1 protein-coding gene is annotated in these 334 nt (G+C 41.9%); it reads left to right on the forward strand.

Annotation, left to right across the window (positions count from 1 at the left end; genetic code table 11):
- Positions 1 to 334 (forward strand): hypothetical protein (locus tag Q0822_RS18230; protein WP_299126402.1); only part of this gene is annotated, 334 nt, incomplete at both ends.

Consider the following 334-nt stretch of genomic DNA (forward strand, 5'->3'; position numbering starts at 1 on the left):
AGGTCAATGTTACAGTAGCGTACTATGAGAATCAAACCGATGCCGATATGGGTATGAATGCCATTATAGGCCTATATGCCAACACGAGCAATCCACAACCCATAGTAGCAGTACTGACCAATACGATGACCAGTTGCAGATCAAACACCACTTTTAACTTAGTAGTCAATGCATTACCCGTATTAGTCGCACCAACGGCTTTAGAAGTTTGTGACGATGGTACACCAGATGGATTAACAGAGATGGATCTAACTGTAAAGAACGCAGAAGTTACAGCTAGCAATCCTAATTATGAGGTGAGCTATTATGAAACCATAGCAGATGCAGATGCAGA

This window comes from uncultured Winogradskyella sp. (genome assembly GCF_947496485.1).
Taxonomy (GTDB): Bacteria; Bacteroidota; Bacteroidia; order Flavobacteriales; family Flavobacteriaceae; genus Winogradskyella.